The 24,754-nt window shown below is 66.1% G+C and carries 28 protein-coding genes and 1 tRNA gene; 12 read left to right on the top strand and 17 right to left on the bottom strand.

Annotated features, from left to right (window positions below):
• Nucleotides 1-179 precede the first annotated feature (179 nt).
• Nucleotides 180-1,235, top strand: a complete 1,056-nt coding sequence (folP, locus tag LRA87_RS11045) for a dihydropteroate synthase (protein WP_230631524.1) — start codon at nucleotides 180-182, stop codon at nucleotides 1,233-1,235.
• Here the strand turns inward: folP and LRA87_RS11040 are convergent.
• The 5 genes from LRA87_RS11040 to LRA87_RS11020 all read right to left on the bottom strand — a co-directional run bounded on the left by LRA87_RS11040 (nucleotide 1,232) and on the right by LRA87_RS11020 (nucleotide 4,652).
• Nucleotides 1,232-1,504: a DUF3297 family protein gene (locus LRA87_RS11040; protein ID WP_230631523.1), complete on the bottom strand. Its 273-nt coding sequence runs from the start codon at nucleotides 1,502-1,504 to the stop codon at nucleotides 1,232-1,234. The genes folP and LRA87_RS11040 overlap by 4 nt on opposite strands.
• Nucleotides 1,505-1,600: 96 nt before the next feature.
• Nucleotides 1,601-1,975, bottom strand: coding sequence for a hypothetical protein (locus tag LRA87_RS11035; protein ID WP_230631522.1), 375 nt, complete (start codon nucleotides 1,973-1,975; stop codon nucleotides 1,601-1,603).
• Between the two features lie 197 nt (nucleotides 1,976-2,172).
• Nucleotides 2,173-4,017: a translational GTPase TypA gene (gene typA, locus LRA87_RS11030; protein ID WP_230631521.1), complete on the bottom strand. Its 1,845-nt coding sequence runs from the start codon at nucleotides 4,015-4,017 to the stop codon at nucleotides 2,173-2,175.
• Nucleotides 4,018-4,096: 79 nt separating this feature from the next.
• Complete coding sequence (locus LRA87_RS11025) at nucleotides 4,097-4,300, bottom strand: type II toxin-antitoxin system RelE/ParE family toxin (protein WP_268934868.1); 204 nt, start codon at nucleotides 4,298-4,300, stop codon at nucleotides 4,097-4,099.
• Nucleotides 4,301-4,370: 70 nt separating this feature from the next.
• Nucleotides 4,371-4,652 (bottom strand): hypothetical protein, encoded by a 282-nt coding sequence (locus LRA87_RS11020; protein ID WP_230631519.1) that lies wholly within the window; start codon nucleotides 4,650-4,652, stop codon nucleotides 4,371-4,373.
• A 373-nt stretch (nucleotides 4,653-5,025) separates the two neighbouring features.
• On the opposite strand from LRA87_RS11020, the gene LRA87_RS11015 reads away from it, so the two are divergent.
• From LRA87_RS11015 to LRA87_RS11005, 3 genes are all read left to right on the top strand, one after another.
• Nucleotides 5,026-6,237, top strand: a complete 1,212-nt coding sequence (locus tag LRA87_RS11015; protein WP_230632240.1) for a toxic anion resistance protein — start codon at nucleotides 5,026-5,028, stop codon at nucleotides 6,235-6,237.
• Between the two features lie 4 nt (nucleotides 6,238-6,241).
• The gene (locus LRA87_RS11010; protein ID WP_230631518.1) at nucleotides 6,242-6,967 is read left to right on the top strand and encodes a hypothetical protein; all 726 of its coding nucleotides are present in this window, start codon (nucleotides 6,242-6,244) and stop codon (nucleotides 6,965-6,967) included.
• A gap of 107 nt (nucleotides 6,968-7,074) precedes the next feature.
• Nucleotides 7,075-8,796, top strand: coding sequence for a histidine kinase famiy protein (locus LRA87_RS11005; RefSeq protein ID WP_230631517.1), 1,722 nt, complete (start codon nucleotides 7,075-7,077; stop codon nucleotides 8,794-8,796).
• 16 nt (nucleotides 8,797-8,812) lie between these two features.
• On the opposite strand, the gene LRA87_RS11000 is transcribed toward LRA87_RS11005, so the two are convergent.
• The 7 genes from LRA87_RS11000 to LRA87_RS10975 form a co-directional block, all read right to left on the bottom strand.
• Nucleotides 8,813-8,888 (bottom strand) — tRNA-Val (locus LRA87_RS11000).
• A gap of 61 nt (nucleotides 8,889-8,949) precedes the next feature.
• Nucleotides 8,950-9,939 carry a MarR family winged helix-turn-helix transcriptional regulator gene (locus LRA87_RS10995; RefSeq protein ID WP_230631516.1) on the bottom strand — a complete coding sequence of 330 codons (990 nt, stop codon included), beginning with the start codon at nucleotides 9,937-9,939 and terminating at the stop codon, nucleotides 8,950-8,952.
• Between the two features lie 120 nt (nucleotides 9,940-10,059).
• Nucleotides 10,060-11,580: an NAD(P)(+) transhydrogenase (Re/Si-specific) subunit beta gene (locus LRA87_RS10990; RefSeq protein WP_230631515.1), complete on the bottom strand. Its 1,521-nt coding sequence runs from the start codon at nucleotides 11,578-11,580 to the stop codon at nucleotides 10,060-10,062.
• A gap of 42 nt (nucleotides 11,581-11,622) precedes the next feature.
• Complete coding sequence (locus tag LRA87_RS10985; RefSeq protein ID WP_230631514.1) at nucleotides 11,623-11,922, bottom strand: NAD(P) transhydrogenase subunit alpha; 300 nt, start codon at nucleotides 11,920-11,922, stop codon at nucleotides 11,623-11,625.
• A 10-nt stretch (nucleotides 11,923-11,932) separates the two neighbouring features.
• Nucleotides 11,933-12,064, bottom strand: a complete 132-nt coding sequence (locus tag LRA87_RS18385) for a hypothetical protein (protein ID WP_268934854.1) — start codon at nucleotides 12,062-12,064, stop codon at nucleotides 11,933-11,935.
• A gap of 44 nt (nucleotides 12,065-12,108) precedes the next feature.
• Nucleotides 12,109-13,233 carry an NAD(P) transhydrogenase subunit alpha gene (locus LRA87_RS10980; protein WP_230631513.1) on the bottom strand — a complete coding sequence of 375 codons (1,125 nt, stop codon included), beginning with the start codon at nucleotides 13,231-13,233 and terminating at the stop codon, nucleotides 12,109-12,111.
• A 10-nt stretch (nucleotides 13,234-13,243) separates the two neighbouring features.
• Nucleotides 13,244-13,366 (bottom strand): aa3-type cytochrome c oxidase subunit IV, encoded by a 123-nt coding sequence (locus tag LRA87_RS10975; protein WP_230631511.1) that lies wholly within the window; start codon nucleotides 13,364-13,366, stop codon nucleotides 13,244-13,246.
• 155 nt (nucleotides 13,367-13,521) lie between these two features.
• On the opposite strand from LRA87_RS10975, the gene LRA87_RS10970 reads away from it, so the two are divergent.
• Together LRA87_RS10970 and LRA87_RS10965 are read left to right on the top strand one after the other, a co-directional pair.
• Nucleotides 13,522-14,943 (top strand): sigma-54-dependent transcriptional regulator, encoded by a 1,422-nt coding sequence (locus LRA87_RS10970; protein WP_230631509.1) that lies wholly within the window; start codon nucleotides 13,522-13,524, stop codon nucleotides 14,941-14,943.
• Nucleotides 14,944-15,018: 75 nt separating this feature from the next.
• Nucleotides 15,019-15,375 carry a VOC family protein gene (locus LRA87_RS10965; RefSeq protein ID WP_230631507.1) on the top strand — a complete coding sequence of 119 codons (357 nt, stop codon included), beginning with the start codon at nucleotides 15,019-15,021 and terminating at the stop codon, nucleotides 15,373-15,375.
• 58 nt (nucleotides 15,376-15,433) lie between these two features.
• Here the strand turns inward: LRA87_RS10965 and LRA87_RS10960 are convergent, their stop codons facing one another.
• The 4 genes from LRA87_RS10960 to LRA87_RS10945 form a co-directional block, all read right to left on the bottom strand.
• Nucleotides 15,434-16,318, bottom strand: a complete 885-nt coding sequence (locus tag LRA87_RS10960) for a bestrophin family protein (RefSeq protein ID WP_230631506.1) — start codon at nucleotides 16,316-16,318, stop codon at nucleotides 15,434-15,436.
• A 138-nt stretch (nucleotides 16,319-16,456) separates the two neighbouring features.
• Nucleotides 16,457-16,774 carry an ArsR/SmtB family transcription factor gene (locus LRA87_RS10955; protein WP_230631505.1) on the bottom strand — a complete coding sequence of 106 codons (318 nt, stop codon included), beginning with the start codon at nucleotides 16,772-16,774 and terminating at the stop codon, nucleotides 16,457-16,459.
• A 91-nt stretch (nucleotides 16,775-16,865) separates the two neighbouring features.
• Complete coding sequence (locus LRA87_RS10950; protein WP_230631504.1) at nucleotides 16,866-18,710, bottom strand: ABC-F family ATP-binding cassette domain-containing protein; 1,845 nt, start codon at nucleotides 18,708-18,710, stop codon at nucleotides 16,866-16,868.
• Between the two features lie 112 nt (nucleotides 18,711-18,822).
• Nucleotides 18,823-19,386, bottom strand: coding sequence for a helix-turn-helix domain-containing protein (locus LRA87_RS10945; RefSeq protein ID WP_230631503.1), 564 nt, complete (start codon nucleotides 19,384-19,386; stop codon nucleotides 18,823-18,825).
• Between the two features lie 85 nt (nucleotides 19,387-19,471).
• Here LRA87_RS10945 and LRA87_RS10940 point away from each other — a divergent pair, with 85 nt between their 5' ends.
• The 4 genes from LRA87_RS10940 to LRA87_RS10925 all read left to right on the top strand — a co-directional run bounded on the left by LRA87_RS10940 (nucleotide 19,472) and on the right by LRA87_RS10925 (nucleotide 21,581).
• The gene (locus tag LRA87_RS10940; protein ID WP_230631502.1) at nucleotides 19,472-19,906 is read left to right on the top strand and encodes a DUF6456 domain-containing protein; all 435 of its coding nucleotides are present in this window, start codon (nucleotides 19,472-19,474) and stop codon (nucleotides 19,904-19,906) included.
• Between the two features lie 102 nt (nucleotides 19,907-20,008).
• Nucleotides 20,009-20,962: a diaminopimelate epimerase gene (gene dapF / locus LRA87_RS10935; RefSeq protein ID WP_443024870.1), complete on the top strand. Its 954-nt coding sequence runs from the start codon at nucleotides 20,009-20,011 to the stop codon at nucleotides 20,960-20,962.
• Between the two features lie 106 nt (nucleotides 20,963-21,068).
• A complete protein-coding gene (locus LRA87_RS10930; RefSeq protein WP_230631500.1) occupies nucleotides 21,069-21,248 on the top strand; it encodes a hypothetical protein in 180 nt (59 codons plus the stop codon).
• Nucleotides 21,249-21,308: 60 nt separating this feature from the next.
• On the top strand, nucleotides 21,309-21,581 hold the full coding sequence (locus LRA87_RS10925) for a hypothetical protein (protein WP_230631499.1): 273 nt from the start codon (nucleotides 21,309-21,311) through the stop codon (nucleotides 21,579-21,581).
• A gap of 30 nt (nucleotides 21,582-21,611) precedes the next feature.
• On the opposite strand, the gene LRA87_RS10920 is transcribed toward LRA87_RS10925, so the two are convergent.
• Entirely contained in the window at nucleotides 21,612-22,313 is a 702-nt protein-coding gene (locus LRA87_RS10920; RefSeq protein ID WP_230631498.1) for a PAS domain S-box protein, read from the bottom strand.
• A 292-nt stretch (nucleotides 22,314-22,605) separates the two neighbouring features.
• On the opposite strand from LRA87_RS10920, the gene LRA87_RS10915 reads away from it, so the two are divergent.
• Nucleotides 22,606-23,217 (top strand): hypothetical protein, encoded by a 612-nt coding sequence (locus LRA87_RS10915; protein ID WP_230631496.1) that lies wholly within the window; start codon nucleotides 22,606-22,608, stop codon nucleotides 23,215-23,217.
• The gene (locus LRA87_RS10910; RefSeq protein ID WP_230631494.1) at nucleotides 23,214-24,542 is read left to right on the top strand and encodes a DNA-packaging protein; all 1,329 of its coding nucleotides are present in this window, start codon (nucleotides 23,214-23,216) and stop codon (nucleotides 24,540-24,542) included. The genes LRA87_RS10915 and LRA87_RS10910 overlap by 4 nt, the downstream gene beginning before the upstream one ends.
• The last annotated feature ends 212 nt before the right edge of the window (nucleotides 24,543-24,754 follow it).

Below are 24,754 nucleotides of genomic sequence, written 5' to 3'. Positions count from 1 at the left end.
CTCCCTCGCTTCAGCGGGGGAGGGGGACCGCCGGCGCAGCCGGTGGTGAGGGGGCATCGTCGCAAGCCACCCACTCCGTGGCCCGCTTCCCGTCGGTCACCGCTACGCGGCGCCTCGTGGGGAGAGGGAATAGAAAGCCACCTTGCCTTGTTGGATCGGACGGCGGATGAACCCCGGCGATGACGCTCCACCTTCGCCCAGCCCAGTTCGTCGATACTCCCATAACGCAGCCCGACGGCACGGTCGCGCGCCTCGCCGGCGGCATGCAATGGTTCGCCGCTTATGAGGTGATCGAGCACGGGACCCGCCGCACCGTCCCGGTCGCCGACGTCGGATCGCTGGGGGACCGCGCCGCTGCGCTCCACGCCGCCATCACTGCTCCCCGTCCACCGCTCCAGCTCGGCGAGCGCACGCTCCGCCTCGACCAGCCGCTGGTCGCCGGCATCCTCAACGTCACGCCCGACAGTTTCTCCGATGGCGGCAAGCATGCCGACGATCCTGCAGCCGCCGCAGCCGCCGGTGTCGACATGGCCGCCGCCGGCGCCGCCCTGATCGACCTCGGCGGTGAGTCGACCCGCCCCGGTGCCGCACAGGTATGGGAAGGCGACGAGATCGCCCGCATCGTCCCCGTCGTCGAACGCCTCGCGCGCAGCGGCACCCCGGTCTCGATCGACACCCGCAAGGCGGCGGTGATGGAGGCGGCGCTGGCGGCGGGCGCGCACATCGTCAACGATGTGTCGGCGCTGTTGTGGGACGACCGCGCGCTGGCGCTGGTCGCAAAGGCGCAATGCCCGGTCGTGCTCATGCACTCGCCCGATCCAAAGCAGGGTGGTCACGCCCGCACCGACTACCGCGACGTGCTGATCGAGGTGTTCGACTGGCTGGAGGCGCGGATCGCCGCCGTCACTGCGGCTGGCGTCGCACGATCGCGCATCATCGTCGATCCCGGCATCGGCTTCGGCAAATCGCTGGCCGAGAACCTCGCGCTCATCAACGGCATCGCGATCCTGCATGGGCTCGGCTGTCCGATCATGCTCGGCGCCAGTCGCAAGCGGATGATCGGCGCGCTTGATAACGAGGCACCGGTGGCGGCGAGGCTCGGCGGGTCGCTGGCGATGGCGCTGAAGGGCGCAGAGGCCGGCGTGCAGCTGCTCCGCGTCCACGACGTCGCGCCGACGGTGCAGGCGCTGAAGGTATGGCGCGGCCTACGCGACCGCGCCTTGGTGGGGAATTAGGCTTCGGCGGCGTCCGTGTCGTCGCCGGCGGCCGGGCGTTCGAACCACGCCTCGACCTCGCCGTTCAGCTTCAGCGTCAGCGGGCGACCATGCCGGTCCACCTTCTTGCCAAGCGCGACGCGGATCCATCCCGCGGCACGGTCATATTCCTCGACGTCCTTGCGCTCGACACCCTTGAAACGGATGCCGATGCCGCGCTCCAGCGCAGGCTGGTCGAAGTACGGGCTCGACGGATCGGTCGACAGGCGATCGGGGGGCGTTTCGGTCATGCCTGCGCGCTTAACCGCATCGGCCGGCACCCGCCACGAAAAAGCGGCGCGGAACCAGGGTCCCGCGCCGCCTCTCCGACGAAATTCAACTTCGGCTCAATAGCCGTAGCCGTAGCCATAACCGCCTTGGTAGCCATAGTCGTAGCGCGGCGCGTAATCGTAATACCGCTCCCGCACCACGACGCGAGGCGGCGGGGCATAATAGCGGTTGCGATAGACCACGCGGGGCGGCGGGGCATCATAATAGCCGTCGTAACCGCGGTCATAATAGCGCCCGCGGTTGTTGCTCGCGATCGCAGCACCGATACCAAGACCGACGATGCCGCCGAGCAGGGCACCCGCGGCCGCGTCGCCGCCACGGTTGTAGTGGCGATAACCGCGATACCGCTGCGCATCGGCCGGAGCCGCCGCCGTCAGGGTGGTGGCGGCAAGCGCGACGCCCAGTCCTGCCTTTTTCATCAACGTATTCATGACGCTGAACTCCTCATCACAACGCTGGGAAGGAAACGCATACGGGCCCAAGCGTGTTGCAAGCGGATTAGACGAGTCGGCCTGAACCCGTCCGGAATGGCGCGTTCATATGCGGTTTATGCCGGCAGCGGCTTAAACGAAAAAGGGCGACCACTCGCGCGGCCGCCCCGTTTCGTGTTCCCATCGGATAGAGAGGCTTACGCCGCCTGCTTCGCCCGGCTTGCGCGCTTGCGCTCGTTCGGGTCGAGGTGGCGCTTGCGCAGGCGGATCGACTTCGGCGTCACTTCGACCATCTCGTCATCGTCGATGTACGCGATCGCCTGCTCCAGCGTCGCGCGCTTCGGCGGGGTCAGGCGCACCTGATCGTCCTTGCCGCCGCTGGCGCGGAAGTTGGTCAGCGCCTTGGTCTTCATCGGATTGACCTCAAGGTCGTCCGGCTTGGCGTTCTCGCCGACGATCATGCCCTCGTACAGCGCCTCGCCGTGGCCGACGAACAGGATACCGCGCTCCTCGAGCGGACCCAGCGCGTAATTGTTGGCTTCACCGGTGCCGTTCGAAATCAGCACGCCGTTCTTGCGGCCTTCGATCTTGCCCTTGTGGGGGCCGTATTTCTCGAACAGCCGGTTCATGATGCCGGTGCCGCGCGTGTCCGACAGGAACTCGCCATGGTAACCGATCATGCCACGCGACGGCGCGGAGAAGGTGATGCGCGTCTTGCCGCCGGTCGATGGCCGCATGTCGGTCATCTCGGCCTTGCGCAGGTTCATCTTCTCGACGACCGTACCCGAATGCTCGTCGTCGACGTCGATGATGACGGTTTCGTACGGCTCGGTCTTCTTGCCATCCTCGTCCTCGCCGAACAGCACGCGCGGGCGGCTGATGCCCAGCTCGAAGCCCTCGCGGCGCATCGTCTCGATCAGCACGCCGAGCTGCAACTCGCCGCGGCCCGCGACTTCGAAGCTGTCCTTGTCGGCGGCCTCGGTCACCTTCACGGCAACGTTCGATTCGGCCTCGCGGAACAGCCGCTCGCGGATCATGCGGCTCGTCACCTTGGTGCCCTCGCGGCCCGCCATCGGCGAATCATTCACCGCGAACCGCATCGACAGCGTGGGCGGATCGATCGGCTGCGCGTGCAGCGGCTCGGTGACGGTGATGTCGGCGATCGTGTTCGCGACGGTCGCGACGGTCAGGCCGGCAAGGCTGATGATGTCGCCCGCCTTGGCTTCGTCGACCGGCACGCGGTCGAGGCCGCGGAACGACAGGATCTTCGACGCGCGACCGGCTTCGATGATCTTGCCGTCGTTATCGAGCGCGTGGATTGCCTGGTTGGTCTTCACCGTACCCGAATTGACGCGGCCGGTCAGGATGCGGCCGAGGAACGGATCGCGGTCGAGCAGCGTGACAAGGAAGGTGAACGGCACGCCGGCGACTTCCACTGCGGGCGGCGGCACATGCTTTACGATCGTCTCGAACATCGGGATCAGCGTGCCTTCGCGCGCGTCCATGTCGGTCGAGGCATAGCCGTTGCGGCCCGAGGCGTAGAGCACCGGGAAGTCGAGCTGTTCGTCGTTGGCGTCCAGCGACACGAACAGGTCGAACACCTCGTCCAGCACTTCCTGGATGCGCGCGTCGGGACGGTCGACCTTGTTGACGACGACGATCGGCTTCAGGCCGAGCGCCAGTGCCTTGCCGGTCACGAACTTGGTCTGCGGCATCGCGCCTTCCGACGAATCGACCAGCAGGACGACGCCGTCGACCATGCTGAGGATGCGCTCCACCTCGCCGCCGAAGTCGGCGTGGCCGGGCGTGTCGACGATGTTGATGCGGATGCTCTCGCTGGCGCCCGGCGGCGTCCAGTCGACCGAGGTCGGCTTGGCGAGGATGGTGATTCCGCGCTCTTTTTCGAGGTCGTTCGAATCCATCGCACGCTCTTCGACGCGCTGGTTGTCGCGGAAGGTGCCGGACTGGCGGAACAACTGGTCGACGAGCGTGGTCTTGCCGTGGTCGACGTGCGCGATGATCGCCACGTTGCGGAGGCTCATGGGAATTCCTGATGTGATAGGGTATTGGGCGCGCCCATAGCCGAAATGTTGCGCCGCGGGAAGAGGGGCGGGGTCGGGATCAGACGTCCCTGAGGACCGTGCCGGTGTCGCGGGCGCCGTGGAGGACGCGGACGAGGCGGATGCCGTCGGGGACCGGTCGATAAAACAGGATGTAGGGACTGACCGTGAAGCTGCGCAGCCCGCGTGAGCCGTCGAACCACATCGCGCCGAGATTGGGATTGTCGGCGAGCAATCCAAGCTTGTCGTCGATCCGCGCGAGCAGGCGACTTACGGCAGATTACATGGCGAGGCCTTTACACCCCGCCGTGCGGCGCGGCTGCGTGCGACCCGGCTCAGCGCGCCACCCTTTCGGCGGCCAGTTCGGCAAGGACTTCACGCTTGATCTCGTCGACGTCCCAAGGTTCGTCTTCACCTTCCCCGCCTTCGTTGAGCAGTCGCTCGAGTTCGGCCATCGGCAAGCCCGTTGCCGAGTCGATCCGGCCATCCGGTGCTTCCAATACGATGCGGTTGCCGTCGCGCGTCACCCGAACCTCGGCCGCATCAACGCGATAGCCCGGGGGCAGGCGGACCACCTGTTCGTCGCCGGCCCATTCGACCCGTGCCATGTCGTTCATGCGAGCGTCTCCGTTCCCGACCTATCTACTATCTCGCTCGTCCGCTGTCACCGCTCTGTCCTACATGGACAGCCTCCTGTAGACCCTCCGGCATGCCTGCATTCTCCTATCCTGCGGCGAACGAAGGCGGCCATGCCGCCGGCCCTTGCCGGATGGGGCTGCGCCCTCGATCGGGGGCGAAGTTGAGGCCGATCGCTAAACGCGTGAAGCTCTCAACTTCCTCAACTTCACACGATACGGACCGTGGCTTTCCCCTGCGAAGGGTTTGCGGCGACTCGGGCGCGCGTATTATTCACATGATACACTTGAACGGGGCGGCGCCAACCGGCACATTGCCAACGACGACCGGGCGACAGCCTGCTGGAGGACGATGATGGCGACGACCGTGGACACTGTTAATGCCCAGCCGGACCTGGTGCTGACGCCGCCCGATCCGGTGCCGACCGTGGCTGTCGAACGCGCCGCCGGCCTCGTGCCGATCGACGACGTCAAGAAGACGCAGCTCGAAACGCGGGTCGACACCTTCGTCGCCGAACTGATAGCAGAGGACGTCAACAGCCCCGAATTCGGCCGCCGCGTCGATGCGATCACCGGCATGGGTGCCAAGGAAATTCGCGAGGCGGCGGGCCAGTCGAACCGCTTCCTCGACCGGCCGATCCGGGCGATGGACAAGGATAGCGGCGTCGGCGCCGACCTCGCCCAGTTACGCCGCGTGATCGAGGACCTCGATCCCGGTCGCAAAGGCGCGCTCTCCGGCCCCAAGAAGATATTCGGCATCATCCCGTTCGGGTCGAAGATGCGCGATTATTTCGAAAGCTATCAGTCGTCGCAGACGCACATCAGCGCGATTCTCAAGAACCTCGCCAGCGGCAAGGACGAGCTGCTGATGGACAATGCCGCGATCGATACCGAACGCGCCAACCTGTGGTCGGCGATGGGCCGCCTCGAACAGATGATCCACCTCAGCAAGGCGATGGACGCCAAGCTTGAGGACAAGGCGAACGAACTCGACCACACCGACCTCGCCAAGGCGAAGGCGATCCGCGAGACGGCTTTGTTCTACACCCGCCAGCGCACGCAGGACCTGCTGACCCAGATGGCGGTGACGGTGCAGGGCTATCTGGCGCTCGATCTGGTCAAGAAGAACAACGTCGAGCTGGTGAAGGGTGTCGATCGTGCATCGACCACCACCGTGTCGGCGCTGCGTACCGCGGTGACCGTGGCGCAGGCGCTGACCAACCAGAAACTGGTGCTGGAATCGATCACCCAGCTCAATACGACGACCGCCAACATCATCGATTCGACTGGCAAGCTGCTGCGTTCGAACACCGCCGCGATCCACGAACAGGCCGCCGCCTCGACCATTCCACTGGAAACGCTGCAACGCGCCTTTCAGAACATCTACGACACGATGGATGCGATCGACACCTTCAAGCTCAAGGCGCTCGATTCGATGAAGACCACCGTCACCGCGCTCGGCAGCGAGGTGGAGAAGTCGAAGGGCTATATCGCCCGCGCCGAAGGTGCAGCGCAGGGTGCGTTGAAGGGGCCGGCGAGCGACCAATATCGTCTGGAGTCGGTGTAGAGGCATGACGGAAGTCGACCAGCAGATCGAACGTGCACGCGCCGCGATGGCGCGGATCAGCGAGGATTACCGCGGCCAGGTGGGGGCGCAATATCGCGCCCACGGCAAGCGGCTGAAGCGCAAGGCGGTCGGCGTCGGCACGCGGCTGGCGTTCATCTGTGCGGTCAACGCCATCATCCTGATTGCAGCGGCCGTCCTCGGAATGGTCGTTCCGCTGGGCCTGTTCGGCGGGCTCGCGGTGCTGCTGTTGATGGCGGCGGTGACGATCGCGATCGCCATTGCGCCGGCGGCACGCGCGCCGAGCGAGAAGGTACTGCGAGAGGTCGATATCAAGGCGCTGCCGAGCAAGACCGAACGCTGGCTGGAGGCGCAGCGGCCGGCGCTGCCCGCGCCAGCACGTGGGTTGGTCGACCAGATCGGCGTGCGGCTCGAGACGCTGTCGCCGCAGCTCGGTCGGCTGGAGGGCCGCGAGGAGGAGGCCTATGAGGTGCGCCGTCTGATCGGCGAGCAATTGCCTGCTTTCGTAAATGATTACGCCCGCGTTCCTGAACCGCTGCGCCGGGTCGAACGCAATGGGAAGACGCCGGATGCCGAACTGGTCGCCGGCCTGAAACTGATCGAGCAGGAGATCGCAGATATGACCGCCCGGCTGGCGCAGAACGATCTCGACAACCTGTCCACCCGCGGTCGCTATCTCGAGATCAAATATCGGGACGAGGCGGGTCAGTGAACCCTGCGGTCGATGGGGCGTTCACTCTTGCCGATGTTACATAATCTTCATTCTCACGTTTTGCCCCGTCTTGTCCCGATCTTCCGACTGCGCCATGCGTGTCGTCCATGATGACTGACGACGATGGGCAGAAGGTGACGGGCGTACCGGCACACGGGACGATAGATAGCGGCCACGACGATCCGATCGGCCGCCCCGGCCTGCATCATTGGCGCGAAAGCACGATCACCCGGCCAGGTCTCGATGACCGCGGCAGCGTGTTCTTCGCCGCGATCGAGATGACGCGAATGCCGATGATCCTGACCGATCCCAACGAACCGGACAATCCGATCGCCTTCGCCAACAAGGCGTTCCTCGACCTCACCGGCTACGAGGAAGAGGAGGTGCTCGGGCGCAACTGTCGCTTCCTCCAGGGCGCGCAGACCGACCGCAACGCTGTCGCGGAATTGCGCGATGCCGTCGCGGAACGCCAGTCGATCGCCATCGAACTGCTCAATTATCGGCGTGATGGTTCGCCGTTCTGGAACGCCGTGTTCATCGGCCCGGTCTATGACACCAGCGGCAAGCTGCTGTACTTCTTCGCCAGCCAGCTCGATGTGACCCGCCGTCGCAATACCGAGCAAAGCTATCGCCAGGCACAGAAGATGGAGTCGATTGGCCAGCTGACCGCTGGCCTCGCCCACGACTTCAACAATCTGCTGCAGGTGGTTAACGGCAACCTCGATTTACTGGCAGCGGTCACGGACAGCGAACGCGCGAAGCGCTACGTCGTCGCGGCGCAGTCGGCGGCCGAACGCGGCGCAAAGCTGACGCGGCAGCTGCTGGCCTTCGCCCGCAAGACCCGGCTGGAGCCAAGGCCCGTCGATCTCAGCCATCTGATCACCGATTTCAGCGACGTGATGGAAAGCTCGATCAACAAGCGGGTCGATCTGCACCTCAGCCTGCGCCGTGGTCTGGCGCATGTCGTCATCGATCCCGATCAGCTCGAAATGGCGCTGCTGAACATCGTCAACAACGCCCGCGATGCGATGCCGAAGGGCGGCGTCGTCACCATCTCGACGATGCCGCTGCGGCTCGACGAAGAGAACGCCCGCGAACTGGCGGCGGGCGACTACGTCACGCTTGAAGTGCGCGACGAGGGCGAGGGTATGCCGGCAGAGGTGCTGGAACGCGCCGTCGAGCCATTCTTTACCACGAAGGGCGTAGGGCAGGGCACCGGGTTGGGCTTGGCCATGGCGAGCGGCTTCGTCCGGCAATCCGGCGGGCGGCTGGAGATCGACAGCGAGCCGGGGCGCGGCACCGCGGTCAAGATGATCTTTCCGACGGCGCGCGCCAGCCTTCTGGCGGCGCAGGAAGATCAGCCGGAGCCGACACCCGCCGCGCCGACGCCCCCGAGTGGCTATGTCGAGCACGTGCTGATCGTCGAGGATAACGAGGAGGTGCTGGCACTGGCGAGCGAGATCCTGATCAGCGCCGGTTATCGGGTGACGACCGCAGGCAGTGGCGAACAGGGCCTGAAGACGTTCGAGGACGTTCACCTCAACAATCACGTCGATCTGCTGTTCACCGACCTGGTCATGCCCGGCGGCATGAATGGCCTGATGCTGGCCGATGCGGTCATCGAGCGCGATCCGACCGTTTCGGTGCTGCTGACCACTGGCTATAACGAGGAACTGGTGGTCAATGGTCCCCGCAAGCGGGCGACGGATGTGCTGAGCAAGCCGTATCGCCGGTCGGAATTGCTCGACCGGGTGAGGCAGGCGCTCAACCGGCGCGGCAGTGGCGGTCCCCGACGGCAGCGTTCCGACTTCGGCGCGGCGGAGGCCTGAGCGGAGGAAGGGGAAATGGTGGGCGCTGACGGGTTCGAACCGCCGACCTACTCGGTGTAAACGAGCCGCTCTACCAGCTGAGCTAAGCGCCCCCGATCGGGTGATTCTGCACTGCCAAAGCCGACGGGGATGCGCAAGAGGGATCGGGCAGCGTCAAATTTTTCGGGCCATGATGAAGTAATTGGCCATGGCATCGATGGCGCGGGGCGAAAGCGTCATGAAGGCGCGGCGTTTGTCGTCGGGGTCGCGGTGGCGGATAAACAACTCCATCTCGGTCATCTTCGCGATCCAGCGCAGCGCGGTGGTGGGTGCGACGCCGGCGGCGATGCACAAGCTGGATACGCTGACGTCGGTGCCCTTCAATTTGTGGGCGTAGAGATCGAGCAGCATGTCCCAGGCGGGATCCTCGAACAGCGCTTCGCCGGCAAAGGTGCTGAAGGAGATCGCGCGCCGCCGTCGCAGGGCGATCGCACGCTGCACCTCGTCGAGCCGGACCGCATCGCCAGACGTCTCGGGTTCGGCACCATAGTTCCCGCGCCGATCGGCGATCTCGCTGCGCAGAGATACGGCATCGCGGCTGAGTTCGTTGGCCAGCCGTGCGATCGACGACAGATTGTCGTTCAACCGGCCCAGTCGGTCGTCGTGCCGGTCGGGGCCGCCGTGATCAAAAGGCGGCCGCTGATCACATACCTTGCCTGACGATCCCTCATGCAGTTCCGGCGTGGCGACGGTGGTGGCCCGGCGGAGTGCCGCGACCCGATCCGCGAGCGTCGGAGCGTGCAGCACCTCGATCCGTGGCCCCAAGAGGTGCCGGGTAACGACGTCGATCTGGTCTTCGGCGATCGTCACAACGGCGGACGAAGCCGAAGCGGCAACATGTCCTTCGATCGCCGGCAGGACCGCCTGCAATACCGATGGCGCGACGCCGACCGCCTCGATGACAAGGATCGGAAAGCTGGCCAGCCGGGGCAATGCCATTTCCGCATCCCGCCAAGCGACCCGCTGGAGCAACCGTCCGCCCGCTAACGTGATGGCGTCCCCGGCGTCCGTATCCCCGTCGGCGATCAGTAGCATCCGCGGCCCCAGTATCCGGTAGGGGCGGCATCCGATCGTTGCGACGCCGCTGGGCATAAGCTTGTCCATGCCACGACGATAAGCGGACCGATGACGGTATCGCGCCCAGTCACCTCCATTTTCGTGGTATCGGGCATGGCGGCGGCGTGATGTCCGATATTATCACCTCCAAAATGGAGAGATCGATGATCAGTCGAGGGATTTGACGATCTCTTCGACCATCTTCTTGGCGTCGGCGAGCAGCATCATCGTATTGTCCATGTAGAACACGTCGTTATCGACCCCGGCATAGCCGACGCCGCCCATCGAACGCTTGATGAACAACACCGTCTTGGCCTTCTCGACGTCGAGGACGGGCATACCGTAGATCGGCGAGGTCTTGTCGGTCTTGGCGGCGGGATTGGTGACGTCGTTGGCACCGATGACGAAGGCGACGTCGGTCTGCGCGAATTCGGAGTTGATATCCTCCAGTTCGAATACCTCGTCGTACGGTACATTCGCTTCGGCAAGCAGCACGTTCATGTGGCCGGGCATGCGGCCGGCGACGGGGTGGATCGCGTATTTCACGCGGACGCCGTGTTCCTTGAGCTTATCGCCCATCTCTCGGAGCGCGTGCTGCGCCTGCGCGACCGCCATGCCGTAGCCGGGGACGATGACGACCTGTTCGGCCTGGCTCATGAGGAAGGCGGCGTCTTCGGCCGATCCGCGCTTCCAGGGGCGGTCGACCTTGGTGCCGTCGCCGCCGCCGGTGTCGCTCGACGCGCCGAAGCCGCCGGCGATGACGCTGATGAAGCTGCGATTCATCGCACGGCACATGATGTAGCTGAGGATCGCACCCGACGATCCGACCAGCGCGCCGGTGATAATCATCGCCGAATTGTGCAGCGTGAAGCCCATCGCCGCCGCCGCCCAGCCCGAATAACTGTTGAGCATCGACACGACGACCGGCATGTCCGCGCCGCCGATCGGGATGATGAGCAGGAAGCCGATTGCGAAGCTCAGCACCGTGATCGTCCAGAAGATCCACGGGCTCTGATCCTGCGTGAAGTACGCGATCAGCAGCAGGATCGCGGCGAGCACGCCGAGGTTGATGATGTGGCGGCCGGGCAGCATGATCGGCTTGCCGCCCATGTTGCCGTTCAGTTTCAGGAAGGCGATGACGCTGCCCGAGAAGGTGATCGCGCCGATCGCCACGCCGAGGCCCATCTCGATCCGGCTAACCGTACGGATGTTGGCGAAGGGATCGCCGATCATCGGGATGACGAGGTCGGCGATACCGAACGCGACCGGGTTGAGATAGGCGGCGCAGGCGACGAGGACGGCAGCGAGGCCGACGAGGCTGTGGAAGGCGGCGACCAGCTGCGGCATGTCGGTCATCGCGATACGGCGGGCGGTGACGATGCCGATGACCGCGCCGATGCCGATCGCGGCGACGAGTTCGACGATGGTGACGAGGTCGAGCCGCGCGAGCAACGGGCCATCCACCGGGACTGCGCCATCCGGCCCGGTCAATATGAGTTGCACCGCCTGCATGGGCACGTGGGTCACCAGCGTCGTCACCACGGCAATGGTCATGCCGATCATGCCGAAGCGGTTGCCACGCTGGCTCGACGTCGGCGACGATAAGCCGCGCAGCGCCAGTATGAAGCATACCCCGGCGACCAGATAGGCGAGGGCAGCGAACGAGCTGCCTGCGGTTACGTGTTCCATCCTACCCCCAGATCATCGGTCTTGCTGTCGCCGCGTGGCACGTCAGTGCTTCGCGGACGCCGGCCGGTCTTTCTTCTTGTACATCGCCAGCATGCGGCTGGTGACGGCGAAGCCGCCGAAGATGTTGATGCTCGCCAGCACCACGCCGAGCAGCCCGAGCCATTTCGAGGAGGCGCTGCCCGCCGCCGCGCCGGCGATCAGCGCGCCGACGATGATGACCGACGAGATGGCGTTGGTCACCGCCATGAGCGGCGTGTGCAGCGCCGGTGTGACCGACCAGACGACGTAATATCCAACAAAGCAGGCCATCACGAAGATCGACAGGATCGCAACGAAGTCCATGTTCAGCTCCTCAGCGGCTCATCGCCGGCGTACCGACAGCCCCAAACTTGTCGATCCGGGCGACGACGTCACCCCCATGTTTGCCATACCCGATCTTCGATTCGGGGCCAATCACAGCGGGCGTGTCGATGGCGGCATGCATGGCCGGTAGTATAACGCGATTCAGGCCGTGTAGGACAGGACCGATCACGCCCCCAACAACCGGGCGTTGACGACCTGACCGGCCCTGGTGAGTCGGACGGCGTCGCCGATCTCCTCGTCGAGTACCGGACGGCCGGTGTCCTTGTCCCAGAAGGTTGACAGAAAATTGTAGAGGTTGCGGCTGAACAAGGCGGAGGCGTCCGCGGGAAGGCGGGAGGCGACGTTGCGGTGGCCGACGATCTTGACGCCGTGACGTACGACGATTTCACCAGCCACTGCGCCCTCGACGTTGCCGCCCTGTTCGACCGCGAGATCGACGATGACGCTGCCGGGCTTCATGCTGGCGACCTGGGCGTCGCTGATCAGGCGCGGCGCGGCGCGGCCCGGGATCAGGGCCGTCGTGATGACGATATCCTGCTTGGCGATATGCGACGAGACCAGTTCGGCCTGCGCCGCCTTATACTCGTCGCTCATCTCGCCGGCGTAACCGCCGCTGCCTTCGCCCTCGATCCCCTTCACGTTCTCGACGAAGATCGGCTTGGCGCCGAGCGACTGGATCTGTTCGCGGGTGGCGGAGCGGACATCCGTGGCGGAGACCTGCGCGCCGAGGCGGCGGGCCGTGGCGATCGCCTGTAGCCCCGCGACGCCGACGCCCATCACGAACGCCCTGGCGGCGGAGACAGTGCCTGCCGCAGTCATCATCATCGGAAAGGCGCGGCCATATTCGGACGCGGCGTCGAGTACCGCTTTGTAGCCGGCGAGGTTGGACTGCGACGACAGGATGTCCATCGACTGCGCGCGGGTGATGCGCGGCATAAATTCCATCGCCAGCGCTTCGTAACCCGCCGCGGCATAGGCATCGACGCGGGCACGATCGCCGAAGGGGTTGAGGCCGGCGACGATCCAGGCGCCGGTACTGGCGCCGGCGAGGCCCGCCGGATCGGGGCCCTGCACGCCGAGTACGATATCGGCGTCCGCGAGCACCGTAGCACGATCCGCGACGTTGGCACCGGCGTCGCGATACGCCTGATCGGCATAGGTCGCCGCGTCACCGGCGCCCGCCTCGATCGCGACGTCCGCACCCAGCGCGACGAATTTCTTCGCAGTTTCCGGCGTCGCGGCAACGCGCCGTTCGCCGTCTGCATGTTCCTTGAGGACGGCGATCTTCATCGGGCGGCGCTTACGCGATCAGCCAGATCACGAGTGCGGCGATCACCGCACATCCGACCGTACCCCATTTCAGCATGCCGATGACGCTGGAATACGTCGATACATGTGCCTTCATGTCACCGTTGCCGGCCATCACCCAACCCCTGCTAACCGCGGCCTGCACCGCCTTTGGGTGATTAACTGCCCGCAAAGCGTCGCCGCCGTCAAGGCAAGCAAAAGCGCATCAGGCTTAAGTCGCTCTTTACCGGCGCATTGTATCACCTGCCCCGAAGCGGGACGGGAAATATTATGACGCGCAACGGACAGCGCTTGCTTTTGCTGATCGACGACGAGCCGGCACAGCGGCGGCTGGTATCGGCGCTGGCGGCGCGTGCGGGCTGGCGGTCGATCTTCGCAGCGGACGGCGAGATGGCGCTGGCGCAGCTCGGCACGCAGGACGGGATGCAACTGGACGCGATCCTGCTCGATCACTGGGCACCGGAAGCGGATGCGGCACCTCTGATCGCCGAATTGCGCGAGCGACGGCCAGCGCTGCCGATCCTGTTGCTGACCGCCAACGGATCGGTGGCGCATGCGGTCGCGGCGATGCGGGCGGGGGCGACCGATTTTCTGGTCAAGCCACTGGCGCCCGAACGGCTGCTTGCCGCGCTGGAAGCAGCAGTGGCGGGCACCGCCGCGGGTGAACTGCGGCCGCTGACCGAGAAGATCCCGGCGTTGCTCGCGTTCGACGAGATCGTCGGATCGTCGCCCGATTTCCGCGCCGCACTGGCGATCGCGGCAAAAGCGGCGCGCGCGCGCGTGGCGGTGCTGGTCGAGGGCGAGAGCGGCGTGGGCAAGGAGGTGGTTGCCGATGCGATCCATGCGGCCTCGCCCCGCTCCAAGAAGCCGATGGTCACCGTCAATTGCGGTGCCATCCCGGCCAATCTGGTCGAATCCGAGCTGTTCGGGCACGAGAAGGGCGCGTTCACCGGCGCGTTCGAGCGAAAGATCGGACGGTTCGCCGACGCCGACGGTGGCACGATCCTGCTCGACGAGATCGGCGAGATGCCGCTGGAGACGCAGGTCAAGTTGCTGAGGGTGCTGCAATCGGGCGAGATCCAGCCGATCGGTGCGCGTCACGCCCGGGAGGTCGACGTCCGCGTCATCGCCGCGACCAACAAGAAGTTGCTCGACGAGGTCGAGGCGGGGCGGTTCCGCGAGGATCTGTATTACCGGCTCAACGTGGTGCAGGTCACGATCCCGCCCCTGCGCGAGCGATTGGGCGACGTACCGGCGCTGTCACGGCATCTGCTGGCGCGGATCGCACAGCAACCCGGATTGCGGCCGCTGGGGATCACCGACGATGCGCTGGCGCTGCTGGTGCAGTACGACTGGCCGGGCAACGTGCGACAGTTGCAGAACGCCCTCTTCCGCGCGGCGGTGCTGTGCGAGGGCGCGGCGCTGACGCGGGCGGACTTCCCGCAGATCGCCGCGCTTGGCGATCGTCGTACCGGCGTCGTCGGATCGGCGACCGCGTCCGGTGGCGGCGTCACCCTGTTCCGTCCTGACGGCAATCTGCGCCCGTTGGAGGATATCGAGGCGGATGTGATCCGGCTCGCCATCGGCCATTACCGCGGACGGATGACCGAAGTCGCCCGGCGACTGGGGATCGGGCGATCGACGCTGTATCGCAAGCTCGGCGAACTGGGCATCGACAACGCCGCAGCGTGATGGGCACTGCCCGCTTGCAGGGGGTGTACGGTCCGATGTAGCGATGTCGCCTGCTCGCAGGAGGAAACCCCGGCCATGGATCATCGTGCGGTCGCCATCGTCCCGAGCAGCGATCTTGACGCGAGCGAGGCGTTTTATCGGCGCCTGTCATTCGACGTTGTCGGCGATCATGGCCATTACCGCATTCTGACGGACGGCAGGGGCTGGCATCTGCACCTGACCCTCGCACCCGGCTGGCCGAAAACGATCGAGGACAATCCGTTCGGGCTGTACCTGTATGTCGACGACGTCGATGCCATGGCCGACGCGGTGCGCGAGTTGATCATCGAACCCGGCGCGCCGCACGTCAAACCCTGGGGTACCTATGAATTCGCCGTGAGCGATCCCAGCGGATTGCTGGTGCGCATCGGTCGGATCATCGACGCGGCCTGACCCCGTTGCCGGACGGGGACGGTGGTTTTCCGCCACCCGCCTCACGCCTTTCCCGATGTTACCACAGGATGCCCTTGATCGGGGTGACCGGACCGGGCGCTTCGTCGCCGATGGACTGGAGCAGGTCGATTTCGATCGTCCGGCACATAGCGGTCAAAGGGACATCGTGAACCGTATTGGCGAACGGATCGACCAGGTCGTCACCGATCTGGAGCACTGCAAGGAACATCAGCCCGGCGACGGTCGACCCCAGCGGAGTGGCGAAGCCAAGCGTTTCGACGAGGCCGATCGGCAGCAGGATGCAGAACAGATGGGTGAACAGCGTCGGAAAGAAGCGATACTGGTTGGGTAGCGGCGTGTTCTTCAGCCGCTCCATGCCGCCCTGTGCATTGGCGATATCGACCATCGTCGATTCCATCCGCGCCTGCTGAATCGTGTCGATCCAGCCCTTGCGACGGGCATCGTCGACGCGGCGGCCGGTGCCGTCGAGCAGGCCGTTGGCGACGTTGGTGCGGGCTAACGCCGGCTCCGCCTCGCCCCGCGACAGGAATTTGAGCACCTGTTCGTCGACGGGCTGCTTGCGCAACTGGCAGCGGAGCGCGTTCACATAGGCGATCTGGCGTAGCACGATCGACCGGCGCAGATCGTGCGCCTCGTCCACCGGCAGGAAATTGCGCGCTTCGCGGCTGAGGCTGCGTGAGGCATTGATCATCGCGCCCCACAGGATGCGGCCTTCCCACCAACGCTCATAGGCGGAATTGTCACGGAAGCCGAGGAACAGCGCCAGCACGGAACCGAACAGCGTCAGCGGCAGCGAAGGCGCCTTGAACGGCAGGATGTAATAGGTGACGGTAACGATCACGTCCCAGACGAACAGCAGCAGCAGCGGCTTCCACACCTCCGATACGATGCGGCCGAGACGGGGAGTGGGTGCGACGATCATGGGCCCTCACGATTGGGAACGGAACGAACGCAACGCGCGATGTTCGATATTGCTGCGATGCGGAACGCTTTGCCGTGCGGCAGGCGCGGCGACAAGCATATCATGGCCGATCCGGGTGGTTCGCGCGTCGGATGCCCATTATGGCTGCGGGGGCCGGATGCTGTCCCATCGTCCGGCGATAGCATCAAGCGACCGGCGGGCGTCGTCCAGAGCCTGGCGGCGGCATGTATAGAGCGTCTCGCGGCCCTGGCGGGTGACCTCCACCAGCCCTGCTTCCTCCAGCGTCCGTAGATGCTTGGTCACCGCCTGCCGCGTCATGCCGAGGGAGGCGGCAAGACGTGTAATCGGACGTGTGCCTCCGCCGCGAAGAATGACGAGCAAAGACAGGCGGGTAGGGTCGCCGAGCGCGGCGAACAAACGCGCTGCCTGTATCGGTCTGGCAATAGGCGCGGTCATGGCAACCTCCGGGTTGCCGATGGTGGCAACCGATCGGTTGCTTATTACCGAATGGTCCTAATCCGGCAACCCTTCGGTTGCCGGATTGCATTTATGCCGCTTCGAGCGCTTCGGTCGCTTCCAGCCATTTCGCTTCCAGTGTCTCAATCCGGTCCTGCACGTCGGCGCGGCGCTTCATCAGCTCGCTCATCGCCAGTTTGGCGAAGCGGGGTTCGGCTGTTTTGGGATCGAACATCGCGCGGTCGATCGCATTGCGGTCGCTGGTGAGGGTAGCGATCTCCGCCTCGGTATCGCGGATCGTCTTTCGACGCAGCTTTTCGGCGTCCCGGTCGATCGGTTTGCCCTTGGGCTTCTTGGCCTTGGGTTCGGGCTGCTTGTCGCCGGCGAGGACGAAGGCGATGTAATCGTCGAGCGTGCCGTCGAATTCCTTGGCGGTGCCGTTGTCGACCAGCACGAGGCGGTCGGCGGTCATTTCGAGCATGTGGCGATCGTGGCTGACGAGGACGACGGCACCGGTATAGGCGTTGAGCGCCTGCACCAACGCCTCGCGGGCATCGACGTCCAAGTGGTTGGTCGGTTCGTCGAGGATCAGCATGTGCGGTGCGTCGCGGGTGATCAGCGCGAGCGCGAGCCGCGCCTTTTCGCCGCCGGACATCTTGCCGACCTTACCGACCGCCTTGTCGCCCGAGAAGCCGAACCGGCCGAGCTGGGCGCGGACCGCGGCGGGGCTGGCGCCCTTCATGATCCGGGTCATGTGTTCGAGCGGGGTATCGTCGGCGTCGAGTTCCTCGACCTGATACTGGGTGAAATAGCCGACCTTCATCTTGCCCGAGGACGCCATCTCGCCGTCCATCGGCGTCAGCTGTGCGGCGAGGAGGCGGGCGAGCGTGGTCTTGCCGTTGCCGTTGCGGCCGAGCAACGCGACGCGATCGTCGGGGTCGAGGCGCATGTTGAGGCGCTTGAGGATCGGCGTCTCGCTGTAGCCGACGCTCGCCATGTCGAGCGTGATGAGCGGGGGACGCAGTTCGGTGGGATCGGGGAAGTCGAACGACAGCGAGGGATCGTTGGCGAGTTCGGCGATCGGCTGCATCTTCGCCAGCATCTTCTGCCGGCTCTGCGCCTGTTTGGCGGTGGAGGCGCGGGCGGAATTGCGGGCGACGTAATCCTGCAGCTTGGCGCGCTGGATATCCTGGTTCGCCTTGGCGGCGGCGAGCTGCGCCATGCGCTCGGCGCGCTGGCGCTCGAAGCTGTCGTAGCCGCCTGGATAGAGCTGGATCTTGCCGTTCTGGAGGTGGAGGATGTGATCCACCACGTTGTTGAGGAAATCGCGTTCGTGGCTGACGACGACGATCGTCGCCTTGTAGCCGACGAGGAAATCCTCGAGCCACATGACGGCTTCGAGGTCGAGGTGGTTCGAGGGCTCGTCGAGCAGCAGCAGGTCGGGTTGCGAGAACAGGAGGGCGGCGAGGGCGACGCGCATCTTCCAGCCGCCCGAGAAGCTGTCGAGCGGGCGCTGCTGCATATCCTCGTCGAAGCCGAGGCCGAGGAGAATCTGGGCGGCGCGCATCGGGGCGGTGTAGGCGTCGATCGCGATCAGGCGTTCGTAGACGTCGCCGAGGCGGTCGGGGTCTTCGCTGGTTTCCGATTCGATCATCAGCGCGGCGCGTTCGGTGTCGGCGGCGAGCACGGTGTCGAACGGGGTAGCGGTGCCGGAGGGCGCTTCCTGCGCGATATAGCCGAGGCGGGCGCCGCGGGGCATGTCGGCGGTGCCGTCGTCGGGTTCGAGCATGCCGGCGATGACGCGGACGAGCGTCGACTTGCCCGCGCCGTTGCGACCGATGAGGCCGACGCGGCTGCCGGGGGGCAGCGATGCGGATGCGCCGTCGAGGATCGTGCGGCCGCCGAGGCGCACGGTGATGCCGTTGAGGTTGAGCATGGGCGGGGCTCTTAGCAGATGTTGCGGTGCAGCTAAAGCGGGGGTGGGAGAAGGTCGGGGTAAACGATTGTCTGCGGTGCGACCTCTTCGTGTCTTCGCGTGAATCGACCTCCTATAGCGAGCGGATCAGCTTGGCGGCCTGCGCGAGCCACGGGGGGGATGACACCGATGTGGGGCGGGCTCCCGGAGTCGATGGGAGGAGGAGGAGGGTTTCGCCGTCGATGCCGATCAGGCGGGCGAAGAGGAAGCGACCGGGTGGGACAGGAACGAGCACGTCGCGGTTCAGTGCCTGCGAGAAGGTGTCGGGCGTGCGCAGGTCGCACCAGAGTTCGTCGCCGGCGCGATAATCGGCGATGCCGCCGGTGACCCTGACCGCGATGCTGCCGGCGCCGGGCTGGGGCGGGGTGAGCGTCTGCGGCTGGCGGGGGGCATGCGCACCATCCGCATCCAACGTCGCGGCCACCGGTAGCGATGCGCGTTCCGGGAGCGTGACGAGATCCGCCGGCGCGACCTCGAGAGCGAGAGCGATGCGGTTGATCCAGCCGACCGAAACAGTGCGGGTGCCGGTCTCGAGTCGTCCGATCGTCTGGGCGGTTGTTGGAGGCGAGCATCGGCGGGCGACCTCCTCCAGCGTCAGATTTTTGGCCCTACGTACCTCTCTTATCGCGGTAATCATGGCGCATCCCTAACCGCTGCGGTTATTTCTCTGTCCTACAAAGCTGACGTTGTGGCAAGCCCGGATCGACTCGGGAGGCTAGCATATGCAAGAATTGATGGTGCGGACGGTTGGACGGGGACGCAATGTGAGCATCAACGACGCCGAATCACCGCTGGGCTGGCTGAAGGCGCGGGGACTGGTTGATGCGCGCCAGTTCGAGGCAGGCGAGCGGTTGCGCGGCGACTACGAGATGGCCGCGATGGGACCGCGGGTGACGATGCGCTGGTCCGCCCGGGTGGACGGCGGCGGCAGCGGCTGCGAACCGGACCCGAGCGGGGCGCAGATCGCGGCGAAGCGACGCTTCGACGAGGCCATGGCGTCAGCCGGACGCGGATTGGGCGATGTGCTGTGGCGGGTGATCTGCGCCAACGAAGGGTTGCCTGCAGCGGAGAAGGCGCTGGGCTGGCCGGCGCGTGCGGGACGGCTGGTGCTGACGCTGGCACTCGACCGGCTGGCGGATCATTACCAGCTAATCTGACCGGCGACGCGATTGCCCGGCGGCGCGATTGCGTTTGGCTGCAAGGCGGGTGTATCGGCGGCGTAGACAAGAACATAAGCGGCCCGCGAGGCCGATGACGGGATGGATGACGTGCGCTTCGCCTTCGTGAAATGCCATGGGTCGGGCAACGACTTTCCGCTGATCGACGCGCGCGCCATCGATCTGGCTGAGGCGGACTGGGCGGCGGTCGCGCGTGCGCTGGCGGACCGGCGCGGCCCGGTGGGTGGCGACGGGCTGTTGCTGTTGGGCCAGGGTACCGACGATCATGATTTTTCCATGGCGATGTACAATGCGGATGGCAGCCAGGCGGAGACGTGCCTGAACGGCTTGCGCTGCGTCGCCCGGATGGGGTTCGAGGCGCTGGGGCTGGATATGGCGCGGGTGCGGCTGAAGACGTCGGACGCCATCGTCGAGCGCGACGCGGATCTTGCGGCTGGCGTCTACACCGTGCGCGAGACGGCGGGGCCCGCCGGGCTGGACGTGCGGGTATGGCCGTTGCACGCGGGCGTCGAACGGATCGTCGAGACGCCGGTCCCGCCGCTGGTCAGCGAGCGGCGCTTTATCGCAGTGGCAATGCCCAACCCGCATCTGGTGACGTTCGTCGAGGCGGTGGACGAGGCGGAACTGGTCGCGATCGGGGAAGCGTGCGAAGCGGCGCCGCGTTGGCTGCCCAACCGCGCCAACGTTTCCTTCGTCGAGGTTCGGGGACGCGACCTTTTCGTACGAACGTTCGAGCGCGGCGTCGGATTGACCGACAGCTGCGGCAGCGCAATGGCGGCGTCTAGCTTTGCCGCCTGCCTGACCGGGCGGTTGGCCTATGATACGCCGATCACAGTGTTCAACAAGGGCGGGCTAGTGCGCGCGAGCGTGACGCGCGATGCGATGGTCAGCCTGTCGGGCAATGCGACCTGGGAATGGCGTGGTTCGATCGACGTCGACATTGCTGCGGAACGCGCGGGCGACCTGGTCGTCGAAGCGCATGCCGACGCCGAGATCGCGGCCTGGGCGGGAATCGCGGATTTGGCCAGCCGCTAGTGGCACCAGCCGGGCGGCGATGCGTTGACCAACCGTATAACCCATATGATGGCAGAGCATGGTATCGAGGCTATGCTATTGCATCGATTGCAGAAGTTTTGAGATTGTGGACGACGAGAGCTATTTTTACCAGCGTGCCGAGACCGAACTGGAACTGGCGCAGCGTGCGACGCATCCGCTGGCCGTTCGTGCGCATTACATCATCGCCAACCATTATCTCGACCGCTGCTACGGCGGGGCCGACGGCCCGGGCGGCGACGCGGTGACTGCCGTGGAGGAGCGTTGAGGGCGCACGCATGAACCCTTGGTCCGTCCCGTTCGTTGAGCAGGACGAACGAGGGTCACGATGGCGGACGGGTCCAAGGCCGAAGACGAGGAATTGCAGGGGCGGCAGGGTGCGAAGCTGTTCCCGGTCGGTCAGGCGTTGCGTGCAACCTACGATGCCGAGAACCACGCATCGTTGAGCAAGGACGTGACCGGATTGATGCTCGATCTGGCGAGAGTGCCGTTCGAGCCGCATGAATTCGAGCCGGTGACGCGGCCGGCGCCGACACCGGCACGCCCCGGCTGGATCGGGCGATTGAGCATGGCGCTGATACGTATGCGGCGCGGGCGCTGACCGGTCATCGTCGCCGGTCGCACGAAACCGTCAGGCCGGAACCAGCGAATCCCGGACGACCGATATCAACGCACCGAAGATCGCCTCGATCAGGGCGAGCGCCCGCGGCGTCAGGCGGATCGGCGTGGTCGGGCCGATCGCCCCCGGCACCTCCGTCTCGATAAAGCCGGCGTCGGCGAGCGCAAGCAGCCAGCGCCGGGTGAGCGGCCATGTGACGCCGATCCGCACGGCGATGTCCCCCGCCTGTGCCGTAGCGGCCTCCGCTTCGGCGACATAGCTGAGCAGCAGGATCTCGGTAGCGGGATTGCCGATCAGCGCGTCGCCAAAGGCGCGCTTGCCGCCCTCCATCGCCTGTAGCAGCAGCCGCGCCATCCGCCATTGCGCCTCGACCGTCGACGGCGCGGTGCTGCGTGGCAGGGGCCGACAGGTCACGACGAGACGTCGATCGTTGCCGGTGCCGATCCGCGAGATGTGGACGTTGACCCAGATCGCATGCCCGTCGGCGTGGATATGACGCTGGGTCGCCGACATCGTTTGCGTCTCGCGCCAGACACGACCGATGAACAACGCCGCGGCGGCCCGATCGTCGGGATATGTAAAGTCGAGCGCAGGCCGACCGATAATCTGATCGCGCGTCAATCCGAGCAGCCCGGCATAGGCGCCGTCCACATCGACGACTTCCAGATTGCGTCCGATCAGACCATGGGCGATCGGTCCCGACGCAGGATGCATGGCAACGCAGGATCCTGTGAGAGCGTTGGAATGACAGAGTTGTTAACGTTCCCGACAGGCAAGGGCAAGCCCCGCTCCGACAATCGTGATGTATGACAGCCGGAACCACGTCGGCATCAACGCGATAACGCAATACGCGACAGTAAAATAACCTATCTGGTACATAATGCTTGACAGCGTCACACTGTTTAGGTACATAACAGGAACGCTGAAGAATTGCGAGTCGGGCCGGAACGGTCGGGTAGAGCGCCCGATCCGTTGCCGGCCCGACCTGCGTAGCGGGGAGGGGCGCATGACGGACGAGGTTGAGGGCGATCCGGCGATATCGTGCGGAACGGCGGTCCGCCGCCGGTCGTGCCAGGCGGTTCGATGGACGGCGACGATGAACAGGACGTTCTTCACGCATCTGGCGGGCAGCTGCAACGTCACCGAGGCGGCGAGGACGATCGGGCTGCTGCCATCGCAAGTCTATTACCGGCGCAAGACCAATGCGGCGTTCGGCAAGGCGTGGGACGAGGCGATCGCCATCGCCTATCAGGTGCTGGAGACCCGGATCATCGGCCATGTGCTGGCAGGCGGCAGCGGCGGCGGCGCCGTCGGCATGGTGGACGGACTGGCGCCGGAGCCGATCGCATGGGACGAAGCGGTCAAGCTGCTCGCCATGCACAAGGCGCGGCGCGACGGGCGCGTCGGCCCGCGCTTGCCGTCGCAGGCGGTGGCGACGCGCGCGCAGACCGATGCGGTGATCGCCGGCAAGTTGAAGGTGCTGGCAGCGCGCAACCAGCGCGCGGCGGCGATCGCGGCCGGCGTCGTGCCGGGGGGGCACGTGGCGCTACCGGCACCGGCCGCAGTGTCCCGATCGGGGGCGAGGAACGGCGATACACAGGACGGGGGCGCGGCATGACGGACGAGCGGATCGACGTGATGGCGGCGCTCGCCGCCCTGCCCGAAGCGGAGCGCGACGCATTGCTGCGATCGCTGCCCGTGGCGATGCGCAACGAACTGGGGGAACGCTGGGAAGGCGGCTGGGCGCAGCCGGGGCAGCAGGCGCCGAGCGGCGAGGATTGGCGGATCTGGCTGATCCGGGCCGGGCGCGGGTTCGGCAAGACGCGTGCGGGCGCCGAGTGGGTGACGGCGATCGCGGGCGATCCGGAGGCGCTGATCGCCCTGGTCGGTGCAACCGCCGCCGATGTGCGCCGGGTGATGATCGAGGGGCCGAGCGGCCTGCGTGCGGTCGCAAAGATCGGCCAGACACCGCGCTATACCGTCAGCCGCGGCGAAATCCGCTGGCCCAACGGGGCGCGGGCGTTCGTCTATTCGGCGGACGCGCCGGACCAGTTGCGCGGGCCGGAGCATCATGCGGCGTGGTGCGACGAACTGGCGAAATGGCGGCGCGGCGATGCGGCGTGGGACAATCTGATGATGGGGATGCGGCGCGGGCCGCATCCGCGCGTGCTGGTGACGACGACGCCGCGTCCGACCAACCTGATGAAGCGGGTGCTGCGCGCGAAGGGGTTGGTCGAGACGCGCGGACGCACGCGCGACAATCCGTTCCTGCCGGACGCCTTCGTCGCGCATGTCGAGGATGCCTATGGCGGGACCGCCTTGGGGCGGCAGGAACTGGAGGGCGAGATGGTCGACGATCTGGTCGGCGCCTTGTGGTCGCGGGCGATGCTGGAAGGGTGCCGCGGTGAGGCGCCGGCCGATCTGGTGCGGGTCGTGGTCGGCGTCGATCCGCCGGCGGGGGCCGTCGCGGAGGGCAAGAGCGGCGATGCGTGCGGGATCGTCGCGGTCGGGCTCGACGGTGACGGCATGGCGCATGTGCTCGCCGACGCCAGCGTATCCGCGGCGTCGCCCGAGGGCTGGGCGCGGGCGGTGGCGGGTTGCGCGGCGCAACATCGCGCCGACCGGGTGGTGGCGGAGGCCAACCAGGGCGGCGCGATGGTGCGGTCGGTGTTGCTGGCGGCGGAGGTGACGCTGCCGGTGAAGCTGGTGCGCGCGAGCCGGGGCAAGGTGGCGCGGGCGGAGCCGGTGGCGACGCTCTACGAGCGCGGCCGGGTGCGGCATTGCGGGCGGTTCGCGGCACTGGAGGACGAGATGTGCGGGCTGATCGTCGGGGGTGGTTATCAGGGGCCGGGGCGGTCGCCGGATCGGGCGGACGCCTTGGTCTGGGCGCTGACGGAATTGTGTCTGGGGCGGCGCGGTGGGGGCGCTGTTCGGGGGTTGTAGCTTAAGGAGGTGTTTTCGCGCGGAGGCGCGGAGACAAGCGCGCGAAGGCGCGGAGAAGGGTTGTTCTCGCGAAGGCGCGAAGACGCGAAGGTGGTTGGAAGAAGGTGTTTCGCGCGGAGACGCGGAGACGCGGAGAAGAAGTTGAGAGGGGCGCGAAGGCGCGGAGAAGTTGAGGCGCGCGAAGGCGCGAAGGGAGGGGGGTGGGGGCTTCT

This window comes from Sphingomonas sp. Leaf37, assembly GCF_920939475.1.
Taxonomy (GTDB): domain Bacteria; phylum Pseudomonadota; class Alphaproteobacteria; order Sphingomonadales; family Sphingomonadaceae; genus Sphingomonas.
This window is presented reverse-complemented; position numbering and strand designations above follow the sequence as displayed.